At 44.1% G+C, this 18,264-nt stretch carries 21 protein-coding genes; 5 read left to right on the top strand and 16 right to left on the bottom strand.

Features of this window, described 5'->3' with window-relative positions; all coding sequences use genetic code 11:
• Positions 1–44: 44 nt before the first annotated feature.
• Entirely contained in the window at positions 45–725 is a 681-nt protein-coding gene (locus FM019_RS04845; RefSeq protein ID WP_143834760.1) for a hypothetical protein, read from the top strand.
• Positions 726–830: 105 nt separating this feature from the next.
• Here the strand turns inward: FM019_RS04845 and FM019_RS04840 are convergent, their stop codons facing one another.
• The 5 genes from FM019_RS04840 to FM019_RS04820 all read right to left on the bottom strand — a co-directional run bounded on the left by FM019_RS04840 (position 831) and on the right by FM019_RS04820 (position 4,316).
• Positions 831–2,105: an FG-GAP repeat protein gene (locus FM019_RS04840; protein ID WP_260681526.1), complete on the bottom strand. Its 1,275-nt coding sequence runs from the start codon at positions 2,103–2,105 to the stop codon at positions 831–833.
• Between the two features lie 127 nt (positions 2,106–2,232).
• Complete coding sequence (locus tag FM019_RS04835) at positions 2,233–2,559, bottom strand: ArsR/SmtB family transcription factor (RefSeq protein ID WP_143834956.1); 327 nt, start codon at positions 2,557–2,559, stop codon at positions 2,233–2,235.
• Positions 2,560–2,594: 35 nt separating this feature from the next.
• Entirely contained in the window at positions 2,595–3,011 is a 417-nt protein-coding gene (locus FM019_RS04830; RefSeq protein ID WP_143834758.1) for a YeeE/YedE family protein, read from the bottom strand.
• A 9-nt stretch (positions 3,012–3,020) separates the two neighbouring features.
• On the bottom strand, positions 3,021–3,434 hold the full coding sequence (locus tag FM019_RS04825; protein WP_143834757.1) for a YeeE/YedE family protein: 414 nt from the start codon (positions 3,432–3,434) through the stop codon (positions 3,021–3,023).
• A gap of 9 nt (positions 3,435–3,443) precedes the next feature.
• Positions 3,444–4,316, bottom strand: coding sequence for an MBL fold metallo-hydrolase (locus FM019_RS04820; protein ID WP_143834756.1), 873 nt, complete (start codon positions 4,314–4,316; stop codon positions 3,444–3,446).
• A gap of 78 nt (positions 4,317–4,394) precedes the next feature.
• Between FM019_RS04820 and FM019_RS04815 the strand changes: the two genes are divergently transcribed.
• Both FM019_RS04815 and FM019_RS04810 read left to right on the top strand, forming a co-directional pair.
• Positions 4,395–5,138 (top strand): sulfite exporter TauE/SafE family protein, encoded by a 744-nt coding sequence (locus FM019_RS04815; RefSeq protein ID WP_143834755.1) that lies wholly within the window; start codon positions 4,395–4,397, stop codon positions 5,136–5,138.
• A 19-nt stretch (positions 5,139–5,157) separates the two neighbouring features.
• Positions 5,158–5,538 (top strand): rhodanese-like domain-containing protein, encoded by a 381-nt coding sequence (locus tag FM019_RS04810; protein WP_221934355.1) that lies wholly within the window; start codon positions 5,158–5,160, stop codon positions 5,536–5,538.
• Between the two features lie 50 nt (positions 5,539–5,588).
• On the opposite strand, the gene FM019_RS04805 is transcribed toward FM019_RS04810, so the two are convergent.
• From FM019_RS04805 to FM019_RS04760, 10 genes are all read right to left on the bottom strand, one after another.
• Complete coding sequence (locus FM019_RS04805; RefSeq protein ID WP_185969189.1) at positions 5,589–7,046, bottom strand: serine hydrolase; 1,458 nt, start codon at positions 7,044–7,046, stop codon at positions 5,589–5,591.
• 126 nt (positions 7,047–7,172) lie between these two features.
• On the bottom strand, positions 7,173–7,352 hold the full coding sequence (locus tag FM019_RS04800; protein ID WP_143834753.1) for a hypothetical protein: 180 nt from the start codon (positions 7,350–7,352) through the stop codon (positions 7,173–7,175).
• 29 nt (positions 7,353–7,381) lie between these two features.
• Positions 7,382–9,718 carry a Tex family protein gene (locus FM019_RS04795; protein WP_143834752.1) on the bottom strand — a complete coding sequence of 779 codons (2,337 nt, stop codon included), beginning with the start codon at positions 9,716–9,718 and terminating at the stop codon, positions 7,382–7,384.
• 275 nt (positions 9,719–9,993) lie between these two features.
• A complete protein-coding gene (locus FM019_RS04790) occupies positions 9,994–10,491 on the bottom strand; it encodes an SRPBCC domain-containing protein (protein WP_143834751.1) in 498 nt (165 codons plus the stop codon).
• Between the two features lies 1 nt (position 10,492).
• Positions 10,493–11,245, bottom strand: coding sequence for a class I SAM-dependent methyltransferase (locus tag FM019_RS04785; RefSeq protein ID WP_143834750.1), 753 nt, complete (start codon positions 11,243–11,245; stop codon positions 10,493–10,495).
• A 9-nt stretch (positions 11,246–11,254) separates the two neighbouring features.
• On the bottom strand, positions 11,255–11,944 hold the full coding sequence (locus FM019_RS04780; RefSeq protein ID WP_143834749.1) for a hypothetical protein: 690 nt from the start codon (positions 11,942–11,944) through the stop codon (positions 11,255–11,257).
• Between the two features lie 97 nt (positions 11,945–12,041).
• Complete coding sequence (locus tag FM019_RS04775; RefSeq protein ID WP_143834748.1) at positions 12,042–13,160, bottom strand: sensor histidine kinase; 1,119 nt, start codon at positions 13,158–13,160, stop codon at positions 12,042–12,044.
• Positions 13,157–13,924: a LytR/AlgR family response regulator transcription factor gene (locus tag FM019_RS04770; protein ID WP_143834747.1), complete on the bottom strand. Its 768-nt coding sequence runs from the start codon at positions 13,922–13,924 to the stop codon at positions 13,157–13,159. The genes FM019_RS04775 and FM019_RS04770 overlap by 4 nt, the downstream gene beginning before the upstream one ends.
• Positions 13,925–13,973: 49 nt before the next feature.
• Positions 13,974–14,468: a transcription elongation factor GreB gene (gene greB / locus FM019_RS04765; protein WP_143834746.1), complete on the bottom strand. Its 495-nt coding sequence runs from the start codon at positions 14,466–14,468 to the stop codon at positions 13,974–13,976.
• A 639-nt stretch (positions 14,469–15,107) separates the two neighbouring features.
• The gene (locus FM019_RS04760; protein ID WP_143834745.1) at positions 15,108–15,842 is read right to left on the bottom strand and encodes an FKBP-type peptidyl-prolyl cis-trans isomerase; all 735 of its coding nucleotides are present in this window, start codon (positions 15,840–15,842) and stop codon (positions 15,108–15,110) included.
• A 153-nt stretch (positions 15,843–15,995) separates the two neighbouring features.
• Between FM019_RS04760 and FM019_RS04755 the strand changes: the two genes are divergently transcribed.
• Complete coding sequence (locus FM019_RS04755; protein WP_143834954.1) at positions 15,996–16,988, top strand: WD40 repeat domain-containing protein; 993 nt, start codon at positions 15,996–15,998, stop codon at positions 16,986–16,988.
• A 7-nt stretch (positions 16,989–16,995) separates the two neighbouring features.
• Positions 16,996–17,211, top strand: a complete 216-nt coding sequence (locus FM019_RS04750; RefSeq protein ID WP_143834744.1) for a SlyX family protein — start codon at positions 16,996–16,998, stop codon at positions 17,209–17,211.
• A 122-nt stretch (positions 17,212–17,333) separates the two neighbouring features.
• On the opposite strand, the gene FM019_RS04745 is transcribed toward FM019_RS04750, so the two are convergent.
• On the bottom strand, positions 17,334–18,020 hold the full coding sequence (locus FM019_RS04745) for an ABC transporter substrate-binding protein (protein ID WP_143834743.1): 687 nt from the start codon (positions 18,018–18,020) through the stop codon (positions 17,334–17,336).
• Positions 18,021–18,264 lie beyond the last annotated feature (244 nt).

The following is an 18,264-nucleotide window of genomic DNA, read 5'->3' as shown; positions in this document are numbered from 1 at the left end:
TGAATTTCTAGATCAAAATAAAACAATTCGTAAGGGATTAATGAATGAAAAATTTGTTTCTTGTACTTTTATTTACTGCAATCACCACATTCCAAACAAGTAATGCAAACGAGCAACCTATTGCAAGGGTGTTCGAGCAATCAATTTATCGGTCTGATCTTAAAAATGAAGACAGTGGCAACTTATCGCTTCAACAAATAATCATTCCAAAGTTGTTGAAGCGTTACAAAGCGAAAAACAAAACTTCTTTTGAACCAACAGATGAAGAAATAGAAAAATTTAAAATTTGGTTCAATAAAAAATATCCTAATCACGAACAGGAGTCTAAAGAAAGGGAGAAGGAAACGTTAGCGAGGATTAGAGAGCTTGCTAAAGAGGAAAAGTTAACAGATGAAGAGATCGAAAAGCTAATAAATGAGCTTTCAGAATATGCCCCCGCCTCTATGGATGAACAAATGGCCCAGTTCATGTTGCCGCACTGGAAGTCGCAACTGTACTTCTATAACAACTATGGTGGCGGCAGACTTTTATGGCAGCAACGAGGAATAGAAGCCTTTGATGCATTTCAAAACTGGTTAAAGATACAAGAGAAAACGGGCAACTTTGAAATTTCTGATCAAGAAGACAGAAAAGAGTTCTACCAATATTGGAATAGGGAAAGTAGTTTCCTTATTGACGATGAAAAAAGTGTGAAGGAATTTTTGAATCCCACCTGGAGCCAATAGGAAAAGGGAGCGGAGTTAATTAACGTGAACCTCAGGACCAAACAACTCACGTTTTGTTCAATACTACACAGGATTGTTTTCACCGTTGCCTACCAACGGTGTTCTTTAGTCGATCAAATCAAGAACATACGCAGCGCCCGATGCATCGCCATTGTCGTCGCGATGCGGAGCTGCAACGATGGCACGCTTGTCTGATAAGGCGATATTCCAACCTAATCTATCTTCTGGCATGGCATCAAGGGCGACTATTTTGGACGTATAACGCCACTGATTTTGTTGTTTTTTGAACACATAGACTGCACCTGCATTATTTCCATTAGCGTCATGGTGCATAGCACTGATTAAAGCCGTATCTTGGTTTAGTGCCACGCCACGACCGAATCTGTCATCGGCTTTACCATCTGGGGTTACTAGCTTTTGTGTTTGCGTCCATTTGTGATTTGTGCGCTCAAATATATAGGCGGAACCGGCATCTACGCCAACACTTTCGATATCGTCTCTTCTGGCTGAGATTAATGCTGTATCGCCAAACAACGCGACTCTGACGCCAAAGATATCAGTATTTGCGCCATCTTCAGCCATAAGCTTTGCCTGTTGGTGCCATTGTGTACCGTCAAATACATAGGCATAAACGGCACCCGCTTTTTCTGCTTTTTCATCATTCAAGTCAGCGCCAACTAAAATAGTTTCGCCGTCAATGGCAACACTGATCCCGAATAAATCGCCTTCCGCTCCGTCTTTTGCCGTAAGTTTGGCTTGAAATCGCCACGTATTTTTATCGCGAATGTAAACGTAAGCTGATCCTGAATCTTTATGTGGTGAATCGCTGCGAGGAGAGCCTACAACAAGAAATTCCGTTGTAAGTGCGATACTTTGGCCAAAGGCATCACCAGCGTTAGCATCATTTGCGGTTAATATTTGCTTTTGCGACCATGATTTAGCCTCTTTCTCAAACGCAAACACCGCACCCGCATCTTCGCCTTTGTCGTCTCTTTTTATTACCCCTAACAGCGCCATGTTATTTTTTAGCGCCACGTTACCGCCAAGTGTGTCATTAGCAAACGCTGGCTTGGCGACTAATTTTGCTTGCTGCTGCCAACCTTCATCACCAAAGGAATAAACGTAGGCTGCCCCCGCGTCTTGGATATTATCCACATCAGCGTTAAGTGCTCCCACCAATGCGGTGCTGCCATCAATTGCAACGCTATAGCTAAACTGGTCTTCTGCCTTACCATCATCAGGCAACAATTTTTGCAGCGTAGCAAAACTTTGGCTGGCTATGATCAGGGCGAAACAAGATAAAAATTTTAAAATAGAAATCGGTTTCATGAATACTTTGTCGGGTTTGCTAATGGCAAAGTAGCAAGGTATTCGACTCACAATAGCTTAACAAGGGTCAATCGACAGAATGACGATTCAAGATGTCAGAATACAGGCTATGCATGCCAGAATTGAGGGCTAGCTCCTCTGAGGTTCTTGGTTGAGATGGATGTTGGCCCAGACAACGCTATTCACAATAAAGTTGATACAAGGTGGCAATAATTGCCTCTACTTCTTTGCTCGCTAGAGCGTAATAAATGGTCTGCGCTTCCCGACGGGTTTTAACGAGTTTGTCTTGTCTTAGTACGCTTAGGTGTTGAGACAAGGTTGATTGTGGGATATCCAGTTCTGAATTTAATTGGGAAACGGACAGTTCGCCTTGGTTGAGCAGGCACAACAACAGCAATCGATTTTTATTCGCCATCGCTCTCAACAACGTAGCGGCTCGCTCCGCGTTGGCTTCCATTTCCTCCAAAGAGGCGTTTGCAGTGGGTGTTTCTGTGTGTAAATGCATCAATTCTGTCAGCTCATTATCAGTGGACTCACACATCAAGTCATCTTGATGCGCGCCCCTACAATCATACCAATCAACATGGTAACTACAAAAATTAATATTTCAGTGGCACCGCCACTTATATTGACTAGCGCAGGCCCCGGGCAAATTCCGCTGAGTCCCCATCCGACACCAAATAGTATCGCACCTACCACAAGTGGTTTGTCTATCTGCTTTGAAGAAGGTAAATCGCAGGGGGTTCCAAAAGCCGTCGTATTTTTGTTGTGAATGAGCAGAAAATAAAGAGGCATGTAAACCGCCAGGCCGCCGCCCATCACAAAAATAAGGGTTGGGTCCCATTGTCCAAGCAAGTCTAAAAAACCCAATACACGTTGAGGATCAACCATGGTAGAAATCGTCAATCCCAACCCCATTAACAGGCCAGCAAAAAGGGCAGTGATGTTATTTTTCATTGTCCTTCCTCACAGCATTTGTCGGGAGATGGCAACGGTCACAACCGCAGTGCTCATAAAGATCAGCGTAGCGACAATCGAGCGCTTGGATAATCGACCTATTCCACATATTCCGTGTCCACTCGTACATCCCGAACCCATTCGTGTGCCTATTCCCACAAGCAGACCTGCTATCGCCAAGGTTATGATTGGCGCTGAAATCTGATCGGGCAGACTAAACCCGAGTCTCGTTGCAATTAACGGTGCGCCTATTAAGCCAATCAAAAAGCACCATCGCCAACTGTTTTGTGATGTTATTGAAGCGATCGCCTGATAAGTGATCCCAGAGATACCTGCTATTTTTCCATTTAAATACAACAGCAAAAACGCACCAATACCAAGTAACGCTCCCCCCGCGAGTGCCTGAAAATAGATGTCTTTCACCCTAACTCCTTACATATCACTATGTGTCAAATTTGAAATGGGGATCGCAAAATAACGTTTACCGTTGTCACTGGGTTTGGGTAAACGGCCCCCACGTATATTCACTTGCAACGACGGGTACAACAATTTAGGGACTGGGAGTGTACTGTCTCGTTCATTGCGCATATGCACGAAAGCCGACTCACTTACCTGATGTCGTAAATGAATGTTTTGCTTGCTGTCAGCTACCGTTGTTTGCATTCTTACTTCTCTGCCATTTGGCTGATAGTCGTGACAGACCCATATTTTGGTTTCATCTGGAAGTGCATGAATGCGCTGAACGCTTTGATACAGTTTATGGGCATCGCCTCCCGGAAAATCGCAACGTGCAGTGCCACTGTCGGGCATAAAAAGTGTATCGCCAACAAAAGTATTATCACCAATAAGATAGCTGACACTGTCATCAGTATGACCGGGGGTGTCCATAACCCTTATCTCATTATCCCCAAATGATAGTGTATCCCCTTCGGCGACCAATTTATCAAAGAGGTTTTCGACCGACGTTTCTTGATTGCCATTTGGAAACATCAACCTAAATCGCTGTTGTGTCTTGGCAATACCTTTTCCTATGACCGACTTTGCCTGACTGCGATTAGCCAAGTAGCTGGCAGCGGTAAGGTGGTCGGCATGAATATGTGTATCCAGAATCCATACCAAGGATAAGTTGTGTTGATCTAAGTATTTCAGTTGCTCATCCGCAAGGGTTGATGCCACTTCTCCGCTGGCACTATCAAAATCCAAAACACTATCGATCACAACAGCATAGCGCTGTGACTGGTCAACAACGATATAGCTCGCCGTGCCTGTATGCTGATGAAAAAACGGAATGACAGATAAATTCATTTCAATTATTCCTTGAAGATATAAGTTATAATATCGTATATTCTAAATGTACGTAATAATGAAAAGGTTTTCAAGTTAATGATGGTCAGCATTGTGATCACGGCAGTTATCGTTGGCTTAAGTTTAGGTTTACTCGGTGCAGGTGGCTCAATATTGCTTGTGCCTGCGCTTATGTTGCTACTTGATCTACCGGAAAAGCAGGCTATTGCTCATGCGCTCTTGATTGTGCCGTTTATTTCAATTTTTGGCGCATATCAAGGGTGGCGTGCCAAACGATTGGATTGGCGAATTTTATTCTGGTTCGCCATTGCCAGTATTCCTGCTGCAATGGTATCCGCCAGGCTTGGATTAATCTTACCGATGGGCTTTCAATCACTGATTCTCATCGCGTTGCTGGTTGTAGCGGCTTTCAAAATGTGGCGACCGCAACAGTCAATACGTGCACAGCACGGCTCCTCGATGCGGCTTCTGCTTATCGGCGGTATCAGCGGCGCGGTGACCGGCATGGTAGGGATCGGCGGCGGATTTTTAATCGTGCCCGCGTTAACACTTTTTGCAGGAGTCGCCATGCAAACAGCTGTAGCCATTAGCTTAGTGATGATTGTCTTTAACGGACTTGCTGCGTTTATCAGTCTTCAAGTGGCACCTGTCAGCCCTGTTATTAGTTGGCAGGTTGTAGGGATTATTTCAGCCATTGGTGCACTTGCCGTTGTCGTGGCGGGTTTCATTGCGAACAAGCTGGATCCGCAAATTATAAAGCGCCTTTTCGCCAGTGTACTTTTGCTGGTGGCACTGCTGATGTCTTTGGATCTCTTGGTCTAATACCTAATAAAGGAGAAAGATGATGCTTAACTACAAACACTACGTCGATGACATACGCGCTACCATAACGGAAGTATCGGTTGCAGATTTTGTAACTAGGTTGCAAGACTTCAACCTTGTTATCGATATTCGCGAACCGCAAGAACTCGCTGAAGGCGTCATTGCAGGAAGTATTGCAATTCCACGAGGTCTACTTGAAGCTTCTATCGGTGAGCACATCAAAGATTGTGATGACGCAGAGGCGTCGGCGCTTCCAATTTTACTGTATTGCCGCTCCGGAGCACGCTCTGCACTCGCTGCACGCACGCTCAGGGAAATGGGGTTTAACAACGTGTATTCCCTCGCTGGTGGTATCAATGCTTGGCGAGAAGCAGACTTGCCACTAGAAGCAAGCAAATAGTGGCATCTCTTCATAGTCAACACACTTACAGTTTATTATGCGTGTTAATGCTACGTTCTTTTTACCCCTATCATCAAACCTATCCGAACCATTGCTAGCACAATAGAAGTGAAAACAATTGCATGGAGTATGAGTGACCAATCGGGCACAAAGAGTTGTAATGCGTCGAGCGGGATGCCAAACATTAATGGAATACTCACAAACAGTGCCCAGCAAGATAGTGCCGCAATCAAAGTGTAGGTCAGAGTCACGAACCATCTGCGCAGTGAACTGTGTTGAGCCATTTTTTCACGCTTTTGCCAATTTCGAAAAGCGATGAAAATCAACAGGAACGGCAATAATGTTGCGGCAACAAAGACCGCTTTGGAGAGTATGCCGCCACCGCCTTTTGGTCCTTCAAGTTGCATTGCTTCGAGGGTAAGATTGAACCCTACAGCGCTGATCTCATTAAAACCGTAGCTATTGCCGCCGTTGGCAATAAAAACAAAAGCATCCTGAGTTTCTGGGTTCATTGATAGCTGCGCTTGAAATCCAGGATTTGAACCATTGTGCCAAACGAGTCCCAAGGGCGGATAAATACTCCACCCCAAGCCATAGTGCGAGACGGCTTCGCTGACGGGAGACATCATCAATCGCTTGTTTTGTGCAGAGATAATATCGTCTTTTTGGTTCATCATAACTATCGCGTATTTGGACAGGTCTGTTGCAGTAGTCACAACGCCTCCTTGAGGGGAAGAGCCTGCACCCATCAATAAACTCTCGATGGGATCCTGGCTGCCAAACCAAGGAAGGTGGCCTAACGCGCTGCCGTTTTTTTCATTCCCACCTATGACGTAGGAGTCTGTCATTGTTAGTGGCATTAGGATTTTACTCTGTACATAATCCGCGTAGGAGGTTCCACTCACCAACTCAATGATTCTTCCGACAATTTGATAGTTAGCATTGGAATACATAAATGCCTGACCAGGCTGAAGCTCAGGCGTAACATTGCTAAGGTCAGTGACTCGCCGAGCCAGTGCTTCGCTATCCATACTTAAATCAGTTTGTGTCTGATTACCTTGTAATGTGGAAAGACCAGATGTATGGCTCATTGCCTGACGCAAGGTGATACTGCCCGCGGCTTTGTCAGTAAACTCGGGCAAATAATTTTCAATGGGCGTATCCAGTTCAAGCTTTCCAGCCTCAACTAATTGCATAATGGCCAGTGCGGCAAAACTTTTCGACACAGATCCAATTTGCATGGGCGTTTCAGGCGTTATTGGTGTATCGCCTGCTAAGCTGATTTTTCCGCCGGCACGGACTTCAACTAATTCACCGTCTTTGACCAAGGCAAGACTGTATCCTGGTAATGTGGTTGTTGAAAAGGCGTTTTCTAGTGTTTTATCAAAGGCGCTAGTGTCTGAAGATTGTGCATGAGCGTTTTTAGTGGTCATCACCAGAGTGATAAAAAGTGAAATAAGAATTAAAAACGTTCGTAATTTATCGAACTGAAATGTTTGAATCTTCACCCTGAGTCCCTTCATAACTGCTTGAAAAATAAATGTAAATAGACAGTATCAGCGAAAGGAAAAGAACGCAATGCAAAGTGTTTTTGAGGCCGGAAACGTCGTTAACGGGCGCAAAGGACTAAGCCGCTAACCGCCAGAATAATACATCACCATTTGAACAATGATCAGGATAATGGCCAGAGGAAGAATCCAACGGCCCCATTTACCCATTTGTTCACCTGACATACGAAAATTCGACCGCTCAATGAGTGGCACTATCACAATGAGTGAGATGAACAATACGGCAATGATAATGAGTGCAGTCATTTTTTATCCTAATCCATTCAACAAAAAAGTTATTTTTGTTTCGCTTTGGCAAATGCATCAGCAAAAGCATTACCCATTGCCGCATTGCCTGGTTGTGCCGGTTTTGACCGTGGACCTTGCTGGTGGTTCCGTTCTTTACTCTTTGCTTGCGCTGGTTTTTGATTATTCTGGCGTTTGTTGCGAGACGGCGAATGCTGAGCATTGTCATCCAACTTCATGGTAAAGGCGATACGCTTGCGCGCCTCATCCACTTCTAGCACTTTTACTTTTACGATATCACCAGCTTTAACGACTTCCCTAGGGTCTGAGATAAACTTGTTGGTCATTGCAGAGATATGTACCAGTCCGTCTTGATGCACTCCCACATCAACAAAAGCACCGAAATTTGCCACATTGCTGACAACCCCTTCGAGTACCATGCCTTCCTTAAGATCAGAGATTTTTTCAACACCCTCTTTAAACACAGCGGTTTTAAATTCTGGTCTGGGATCGCGCCCTGGTTTTTCAAGCTCCTTAATAATGTCGGTAACGGTTGGCAAACCAAAGTCATCATTGGTGTACTGAGCGGGATCGAGCTTTTTGAGAACATCTATATTGCCAATCAAATCGTTAACCGCACATTTAGACGTATCCACAATGGCGTTTACCACCGGATACGCTTCTGGGTGAACGGCTGAAGCGTCAAGGGGGTCGGTGCCACCAACAATGCGTAAAAAACCCGCTGCTTGTTCGTAGGCTTTGGGCCCTAAGCGTTCAACTTTCAATAAGTCTTTACGCTGAGAAAAGGCACCTTGTTGATCGCGGTACATAACGATGTTGTTCGCTAAGGTACGATTTAGTCCCGACACGTGTGACAATAGTGCAGGAGATGCCATGTTTAAGTCTACGCCAACGGCATTTACACAGTCTTCAATGACGTGCTCAAGAGATTTACCCAAATTGCTCTGGCTCACATCATGCTGATACTGACCTACACCAATGGCTTTAGGTTCGATTTTCACCAGCTCAGCAAGCGGGTCTTGTAGCCTGCGAGCGATAGACACCGCCCCGCGCAATGACACATCCATTCCTGGCAGTTCATTGGAAGCCAATTCAGACGCAGAGTACACCGATGCACCAGCTTCGCTGACCATGATTTTTCTTAATTTTAGCTCGGGCTGAGCTTTGATGATCTCGCCGACGAGCTTGTCGGTTTCACGAGATCCCGTGCCATTACCGATACTGATCAATTCAACTTTGTGCTGCTTGCATAAATTGATGAGCGTGCGCGCAGCTTTGTCCCATTGATTTTGTGGTGCATGAGGAAAAATTGTATTGGTGTCTAGCACCTTTCCGGTAGCGTCGACAATGGCAACTTTAACCCCTGTTCTTAATCCAGGATCCAGACCCATAGTCACTTTTGCACCGGCTGGTGCAGCCATGAGAAGGTCATTAAGGTTGCGAGCAAAAACACTAATTGCTTCTTCTTCAGCTTTGTCTCGTAACGCACCAAAGAGTTCTGTTTCCATGTGCAGTTGAGTTTTCACTTTCCATGTCCATTGCACCACCGACGCCAACCAAGCATCGGCAGCACGACCACTAATTTTTAAGTCAAAGTGTTCGGCAATGATGTGTTCGCAGTGCGAGCTTCTGTCTGTGCTTTCTTTTTGTGGGTCAGCATCAAGGTTGACTTGCAACATGCCTTCATTTCGGCCACGGAACATCGCCAAGGCGCGATGCGAAGGAACCTTGCTGATCGCCTCGCTGTGTTCGAAATAATCTGAGTATTTTGCGCCGTCCTTTTGTTTGCCCTCAATCACTTTGCTGCAGATATGTGCATTGTGTTGCAGATACCGCCGAACTTTTTGCAGTAACTGCGCGTCTTCAGCAAAGCGCTCCATTAAAATATATTTAGCACCATCAAGGGCCGCCTTAGTATCTGCAATGCCAGCGTCAGCGTTGATATAGGGCATAGCGGTGGATTCGGGGTCGAGATCCGGGTCAGCAATTAACGCATCAGCCAAAGGTAACAATCCTGCTTCGATGGCAATTTGTCCTTTGGTTCTTCGTTTTGGCTTAAAGGGCAGATAGAGATCTTCTAGCTCGGTTTTGTTTTGTGCGCCTCGAATGTTTTTTTCTAGTTCGGGCGTGAGCTTTTCCTGTTCTTTTATGGATTTAAGGATCACGTCCATGCGCTCAGACATTTCTCGAAGATAACCTAAACGTTGTTCGAGGTTACGTAATTGCGTGTCATCGAGGCCATTTGTCGCTTCTTTTCTGTAACGTGCGATAAAAGGGACGGTGGCGCCGCCATCTAATAAATCGACGGCCGCTTGAACTTGTGTTTGCTGAACGTTCAATTCTTCAGCAATTTTATTGATGATCATACTAGACTCTTGGAAAGGCAATTATGCCGAAAAAACCATTATCAGGGAGGTGTGAGACTTTACCAGTGCTGGGTGCCAGAAAAAACACTTATTGATGGTTATTTTTCGTATTCGATCATTCTAGAGGGGGTATTTAAACCGGGTCAGGGTCATCTTGCTTAACAAATAGGCTAAAAGGCATCAGTCGTTGTGACCTAAGGCTATTTAGTGCACGTTTATACGACCAAGCTCATGCACCAAAAACAGCAGAGCTTGGATGCTAGGTGTCTTGGCCTTTATCGTGTCAGTCGTTTTATTGCTTCGCCTTTGACATAGTCTACGGCTTTAGCAACTTCATCTAGGTCAGCTGATGGCGGGCCACTTGATACTTCATCAAATTGAACTTTAGAACCATCTCCATGAGGGATAATGGTGATCGTCCAAATGGTGTGGGCACCTAATTCCTGAAGTGGTCCAAAGGGTGCATCTAATCTGAGCATCTTGCCATTCTTTATGTAAAGCACTTCACCGTGTTTAACCGAACCACTCTCCCAGCTTTCAAGCCAAAGTCCACCGGCATTAGCATCCAGTGAAAGGTTGTTTGAGTCGCCCGAATAGGTGTGCTCGGGGTGCCACCAACTAGCGGGCTTTATTAATCGCTGCCAAATTTGTGTCGTCGAAAGTGTCGATGTTGCTTCGTGCCTCAAGACAAAATGTGTATCAGATGAGGACAAAATTTTTGCTTGCACAGAAGTGCAAAGCAACAGCAATAGAATGAAAAGAGAAAGTTTCATATTAACGCTCAACCTTTTTAAATTTTAGTAGAAATCGGTCTGTACGCCCTCGAACCGAAGGGTCAAACGCGGGGAGTGTCAGGTCATCTTTTGCATTGGATAAAAATGAAGCAGACGACTCCAATACAAAGCCCGCAGCTTCAATTTCAGAAATCACCGTGTCGGCATCGATACGATGCAAGGTTGCTACGTCTCGAGTTCCACTTCCTTGTTTGGCTTTATGGTCACCCACAACAAAGTAGCCACCTGGTCGAAGGGCATTGAACACGGCTTGATTAAATGCCAAAACATCAATTTTTTGCCAATGCAAGTCGTGATAATTATTGTTCAATATTGCCATGTCGAGGATTTCTGGATGGTCGAGTTGCGAATTTGCCTGACGACTGACCTGTATATTGTAGATATTGACCACAGAGTCTTCTAGTCGTTCGTTTAACCCAGAAAACAATTTAAGCACAAAATCGGCGTTGCTCGCATAAACCCGACCTTCATTGCCCACTATGGTTGCTAATAGCCGGGCATTATAGCCGGGGCCCGCGTTTATTTCTGCCACCTTATCGCCGTTCTTGAGTGCTAAAAACTGCAGGAATTTGCCAGGTTGCCTGGATTCATCAAGGCTTCTGTCTCGTTCTGTTCGAAAAGGCGAATCAATTGCTGCGTCTATGCGCGTGTAGGGTTCTTTTGCATTTATGGGAGAAACAGCCAACATCATACTAGCAAAAGTCAAAATCATTATTGTCGAACGATTTATCATAACCGGTTCCTAAGATTTCATCTCATCGATTTGGATTTGACCCTGACAATTCGCTAAAACAGCACTGGAGTCAGAGGGCTTTTCAACAAGGGAAGTCATATAACCATGGATCCCACTATCCACAATGACAGGGGTTCCGCGATTCCCTCCCATGGCGTGTTCAAATGAACCTCCCACGTCATCATTCGACAGATTGGGCGCGTAATACATAACATGCGCGGGAACGTGCATCATGCTTTGGCTATTTTCATTCCAGATGAAATTAAAATCAGACATCATGTAGCTTATCCCTGGTCTCTCAGGGGCACGGAGAATGTTCTTCTGAGCTAACGCGGAAAAGCGCTTTTTCCGTTCGTCCAACTTCACGCCAGCCAATGCCCACTCGGTTTTTTTCATCACGCCAGGGATTACCGAATCTGTGCCCGCTGCATCTGCACATTGAGGAATGATTGCGCGCGGATGATTGCGCTCCACTATGCAGGTGAAAGGCCCATCGCTTTTGTGAGTAAGTTTAAAGCCTGCATTGGTTAAAGTGTAAACCGAAGCGCCATCACGAAGGCGAATGGGCAGGGCAGACAATGCAAGCGACTCTTCGCAGGCTTGAGTCAATTTGATCTTACTGTCTTCGGCTGCCATCACGGCTGATGGAATAACGAAAGCCAATGTGATTGAGATAGCAATTTTGTTAAAAACGGTCATCTTATATTCCCTTTATTCGTTGGAAATATGACCGTACGTCAAAAGCAGTTGGTTCTCAGTTGTTCTTTTGAGAATGGTAGAAATTGTTTGTGAACGGTTACTTTTTGTCGGATTCAGTGGCAAGAATTTTGAGTGGGATGCGGATATTGGCTTCAAACCCTGGTGAAAGTGTATGGGATTCGACGCTTACACCTGAACCATACCGTAACCGCAAACGTTCGTTCAGGTTAGATAATCCCGTAGCTGTTGAGTTTTGATTGATGCCTTGACCATGGCCATCATCTTTCACAGATAACACCAATTGTTCGTTCTCAAGCCCAGCTTGGATCGTCACAGTGACAAGGTTAGTCGAATTGCTTACCGCATGCTTGATGGTATTTTCAATAAAAGGTTGTAAAACAAACGCAGGCACAAGCAAATCCATTGCTTGCTCGTCTAATTTCCATTCCACTTGTAATCGATCGTTGAAGCGAATTTGTTCCATCGACAAATAGGCTTTGCAAAATTGGATTTCGCGGCTAAGCGGAATTTCGTCATTTTGCGACATCGAAATTGACTGCCTAAGCAGATCACCCAATTGTTCAACTGCTAGGTAAGCGCGATCGCGATAGTCCAACTCTATTAAGGCCGCGATACTGTTGAGTGCATTAAAAAGAAAATGCGGATTCATTTGCATCCGCAGCGAATCAACTCGGGCAAGATTGAGTTGATTGTCTAATTGTGCCGCATGAATTTTGGCTTCAGTAACTTGCTTTTGTCGTAATAAACTCAATCGGTAGAATTTGATTGCTAGAGAGCACAAAACAATCAATGAATAAGTAAAAAAGCTCATGGCATGATAGCCGGGTGCACGCTCACCAATTAGCCAGTCGTGCCATGCCTGTGTATGTACAATGAATCCCAAAATAAACGACAACGCAAAGGCGGTGATCAGGTGAGTAAGTAGCGTTAGCAACACGCCTTTACCTTGGTAAGGTAATACATCGGTGAGACGGTAGAGCAAAGGAGCCAACGTTCCCCATAGCCAATAATAGAGGCCAATTTTAGTAAATATTGCCCACCATGTAGCAAACCCAGGAGCACCAGCGCTCAAATAGGCCGACGTGACAGGAATGGCCGCGACCAGCGACCAGCCTAAAAAAGAGACAATTATTTGCAGCCAATAGCGTTTAACAAACGAATACCATGTTGCCGGGTGGAATGACGATGTGTTCATTGTATTTGGCTACCTGTAGTGGCCAGAAGGTCGGCGACCACGTATTTTCGGTTTCTGGCAATTTTGTGTTGTGAACCATCGCTCATCTCTACGATATAACAACCCTCTCCTTTATAGACGCTTTTTAGGTGCGACTTATTTATCAGCGTCGAACGATGTATGCGAGTAAACACTTTTTCTGGCAAATCACGAGAAAACTGTCGTAAAGACTTAGCGATGACAAATTCACGTTTTTGTGCGGTATGTAAACACACATATTGATTAGCTGCGCTTACCCAAACAACATCATTTGGTAAAACACTGCTTAATGTTTCACCACTCTTAATAATCAGAGGCTTCGGTTTTTCTATAATCTCTGCACAAATGGCTTTTTTAGCTCGACTCATCGAAGCTGCAAAGCGAGTTTTGCTGACAGGCTTGACGATATAATCTCTTACTGATACTTCAAACGCTTGAATCGCGTATTCGTCATGGGCGGTAATAAAGACAATGTAGGGTGTTGATGCCATGCCAAGAAGTTGCTCCGCGATAGAGACGCCATCAAGGTTTGGCATTTGAATATCGAGCAACAGTAAGTCTGGCGCGTAACGCTCTATGGCACTTAGTGCCTCTGAACCGCAGGCGGCAACGCCTACTAGATCTAGATCCGGATCACGAGAAACAAGCCCAGAAATTAAGTCTCTGGCCAAAGGTTCATCATCGACAACCAACGTGCGAACACGCCTATTGGGTTGCGGAACTTGTGATAGGTTTTGTGTACTCATCGACTCAAGATACCACTGATGTTTGATAACTTAGTAGGGTGTTTATTGCCTAATCTGGCGCGCTCGTTAAATTTTTATAGTTAATTTCCAGCAGATTCCATTCTTTAGGGCCGCTGGGGGTTTGCACTATCGCATCGTCACCAACTTGTTTTTTGAGTAGTGCTCTTGCCATCGGAGAATCAATAGAAATGAGATTTTTTGAATCTCCATATATCTCATCTGGCCCTACGATCCGAATATTTAGCACCTCGCCATCTATGTTTTCAATTTTCACCCAGGCGCCAAAAAACACCCGCCCATCTTGCTGTGGAGAATACTCAACAATTTTGAGTGCTTCCAAACGTTTTCGTAAATATCGAACCCGTGAATCGATTTGTCTTAGAATACGCTTGTTTTCTTTGTAATCTGCATTTTCAGAACGATCGCCAAGGCTGGCAGCCCATGTGACCTTCTTTGTAATCTCAGGGCGATACTCACGCCAAAGATAATTGAGCTCTTGCTGCAGTTTTTCATACCCTTCTCGAGTAATTAAATTCGTTTTCAACCGATTTCCACTTATTGATTGGTAATAATATTATTTTGTAGTGTGAACGCTGCACACAAAAATGCGTAGAGAATTTGTCACCCTATGCAACAGAAAATCGTTTATTTTTCGACTATTCATTATCTTACAATGACTTAGAAAGATTCCACAGATAATTAGCGCTTTTTGCTTCTAATTAGAAATTATAACCGCTGATTTATTAGTCGAAATTGTTCCAAAAACGCGACACATTGAGCAGGAAATGAGCAACAATTTAGACTAGTATTAACCTTAGTTAGACGACAAACTGATGCGTTTAAACAACCTGCATATAAGTCGTCTAAAAAGCGCGCTGCATAAGGCTTTGCTGCCTAACCTGTTGCAGTGATTTGTGATACAACATTGTCGCATGATTAGCGAGTTTATGGTCGTTTAATTTTGCAAAAATGTTATGTGAACCTAACTAAAGAGTTCGCAATTGTATAAACAATTCAGGCGGCTTTAAATACAAATAACCCGGATAGTCTCTGGGCCTCAAGGTCGAATAGAAAGACCGATAAAATTGTGGAATTAGGATCAGCAAGGAAAGAGCTGAATGTTGAAAAATTAAAGCCGGAGATCGTTAAGATTTCCGGCTTTTTCATGAGAATAACTAAACTTTTAGTTAGATTCCCCTTTGTTCATGATTTCCAATAATTCAACTTCAAATATCAAGGTTGAGTTAGGCGTGATGATGCCCGTTGCACGCTCACCATAAGCTAACTCTGAAGGAATGAAGAATTTGTACTTTGCACCTTCACTCATCAATTGAACACCTTCCGTCCAACCTGCAATAACTCGATGCAGTGGGAATACTGCCGGTTCACCGCGGCTATAAGATGAATCAAACTCTCTACCATCAAGTAAGGTACCGCGATAGTGAACTTTAACCGTGTCTTGTGCAGAAGGCTTGTCGCCTTCACCAGCCGTTAGTACTTCGTATTGAAGACCAGACTCGGTTTGTACAACGTTTTCATTTTTAGCGTTTTCAACTAGCCATTCTTTACCTTTTGCAACATTCGCCTGTGCTTTTGCAAGTTGGGCTTCTTTCATAACTTTGTCTAATTCACTGTTGAGCGTTTGGATTTCACCCATCTCAAATTGAGATTTGCCCTGAATACTTGCGGTAAAGCCTTTGATAATCAATGCTGGGTCGAGTTCAACGTTAACGTCTTTTTGTTCTGCTAATCTCTGTTCAACGAAGGTACCTACGCTAGCACCAAATGCATAAGCATATTCTTGTTCTTTGTTCTCAAACTTCAGTTCTTCAACCTTAAGCGGATCGGTTTCTTGCTGTTGACAAGCAGTTATGCCGAAAACTGATGCGACGACTAAAGCAATTGCTGCCTTTTTCATGGTATTTCTCCAAAACGTAAATAAATCAATAAGTTTGCTGCGATGGTGGAGCAAAAAGTGATTAGGTATTGTAATTTTAAGCGCTTATACTAAACGAACTGGTGTAATACACAAATCTTGATTGTCCTTATGTGCAAAGCGAATGCGATGAAAATGAACCGATTGTTACCACCGTTATTGGTGTTGGCAATGACTTTGGGTGTTGGCGCATGCTCGCGTGAATCTAGCAAACCCGTTACTCAAGTTAGGCATGCTCAAGGTGGTGCCTATGCCGCAGATATTTCTGCAGACGGCAGCTTGAGTGTGGTATCAACAGCACAAGAGGGCATTTTGGTGTGGGAGCTTGATACGCAAAAGCAACGATTCAAGTGGAGCCACGAAGAGGAAGGTGACAATAACAATACCGTAGGGCTGATCCATATCGCTGCGGACAATTCTTATGTTGTCACTGCTGATCGAGACGCTTTTGCTTTGTGGAATCTTGAAACTGGTGAACCAGAAGGATTTTGGCGCATTGACGAGGCGAGTGTTAGGGACTTGGCAGTATCAAACAATGGTAGAGGGATCTTAGTAGGGCGAGGCAATGGCAAAACCTTGTTCTTTGAACCCTTTACCGGAAGGCGTTTGGAGTTCTTAGGTCATCAAGAAAAAATCAATAGTGTCGATCTCTCACCCAATGGTTTTTACGCTCTCACTGGCAGTAACGATTATATCGCCTATCTGTGGGATACACGCAGCGGCCAGGTTATCCATCGATTTACCCATTCCAGCCGAGTTACTAAAGTTGCTTTGGACGACCAAGGTCGTTACATTTTTACCGCAGATAGCAAGCGAGATGCAAGAATTTGGGACGCACAAACGGGCGAAGAAATCAGTCAGCTTCGCTACTTACAACGGCAGAAGATATTCAGTACAGCAACGTTTTCAGAGGATGGTAAATACCTGCTTACTGGCTCACCAGGAAGAGCAATGAATTTGTGGAATGTGGAAGATGGTAGCGAAGTTAAAGAATGGCGAGTTACTCCTAAAGAAGGAACACAACCGCAAAGCGCAATTGTTTACGCAGTGAGCTTTGCGCAGCAAAATCAGGTATTATCGGAAAGCAGTAGTGGACTTGCCGAATATTGGCAAACAGAACAGGAATAATAGATAGATGAGTGACGATTTACTCAGCCAAATTGAACAATTGCAAACCCAAGTCGCTTTTCAAGAGGACACGATCGAGCAGCTAAATCGCGCTTTATCTGATCAACAAATGCAAATCGATCAGATGAATTTCAAAATAAAACATATGACCCAACGCATGAAGCAAATTGAACCTTCTAATATTGCCGATCAATCTGAAGAAATACCTCCACCTCATTACTAACAAAGTGCAACGAATTTAGTTGAAGGATTAACTGAATTGCCTGAAGAGCTCGTCATTTAAATCCCATAACCGTATGTCAGCTATCCCAGTAGTTGCCTATGTTAGACTGGTCAACATGAATATCACCGCACGGCGTCATTAAATTTTTGCATTAGCTGCTCGGCATTTTCAGCATTCTCATGCATGGCGAGGTATATGGGTAATTCAGCAATTTTGATATTGTTGATTTGCAGATCAGGAGAGTTTTTCTGTAAGAATGCCATGATTGCCCAGTAGCCAAGGACGAAGTCAACTTCCTTATCAACTAACATTTTCAGCGCAATTTTTTGGTCATTTGCCACAACAAATTGTGAGCGTTGTTCAGCAGAAATTTCGGCCTCTAATTTGCCTCCATATGAGTAACCCTTAATCAAAGCCACTTTTCTGCCTGCCAATTCTGACAAGCTAGAAATAGCGTTGGCATCGTCTAACCAAAATGCACGCAAATCAAAATGAGAAAAAGGCTTTTCGCTAAACAGCACGTTTTCCATTCCTGCCCGCCCCCTTGGCATGGCAAATAAATCAATTTTGCCTGTTGCCGCTGAGACGTAAAAACGCCTGATAGGGATGTGTATAGCGTTGTAGGTGATCCCGGCTTCTTCTAAAGCTGGCGCCAACTGAGTCATCCACAATCCGGTCAGCTCACCGTCAATATCAAAGTAGACATAAGGCGGAAAATAAGGCGAGCCAAGTCGCAATTCTTCGCTTTTACTCAAAGGAGAAATACACAACAAAATGCTCAATAATAGAACAGCAATGGATTTATTCATCGATCAGCTCACTCGACCTCAATGCAATATAATCAGTATAGCAACAAGTATAAAAAATGGGCTAAAGCACAACTTGGTAGATACTGTCTATTGAATCGTTATAGTTGAAAGTCAATCAGCAACAGTCTTCTTACCGAAACAGCAATTTAGTCAACCCGAGCGATAAAGGCGAGTTAGAAATGTGCGCATCTTTTTAATGGTGTTAGTTATATGTGCTGAATCTTATCTTGATATTAGCCATATG

Source organism: Aliiglaciecola sp. M165 (assembly GCF_007197995.1).
Classification (GTDB): Bacteria; Pseudomonadota; Gammaproteobacteria; order Enterobacterales; family Alteromonadaceae; genus Aliiglaciecola.
The sequence above is the reverse complement of the archived record's forward strand: the minus strand, read 5'-3'. Positions and strand labels throughout refer to the sequence as shown.